A 309-nucleotide genomic window follows, 5' to 3' on the forward strand; every position below is an offset into this window, starting at 1 on the left:
CAACTTGTCGCGGATCTCGTAGGGAGCCGGTGCGCCGGCCGAGTAGGGCAGCGCCAGGCCGATCGCCTCGGAGACGGTCGCCATGGTGTTGGCCGTGAACGGCGCGCCGCAGGCCCCGGCCGAGGGGCAGGCGACCTGCTCCAGCTCGTCGAGGTCCTCGAGGCTCATGTCGCCGACGGCGTGCTTGCCGACCGCCTCGAACAGGTCCTGCACGGTGACGGGCTTGCCCCGGAAGGGGCCGGGCAGGATCGAGCCGCCGTAGATGAAGATCGACGGCACGTTGAGGCGCACCATCGCCATCATCATGCC

Annotated in this window: 1 protein-coding gene; it reads right to left on the reverse strand. The window is 70.2% G+C overall.

What is annotated here, in order from left to right; translation table 11 throughout:
* Positions 1 to 309 (reverse strand): dihydroxy-acid dehydratase domain-containing protein (locus WDW90_RS38715; protein ID WP_336492949.1); only part of this gene is annotated, 309 nt, incomplete at both ends.

This window comes from Methylobacterium nigriterrae (assembly GCF_037106235.1).
Taxonomy (GTDB): domain Bacteria; phylum Pseudomonadota; class Alphaproteobacteria; order Rhizobiales; family Beijerinckiaceae; genus Methylobacterium; species Methylobacterium nigriterrae.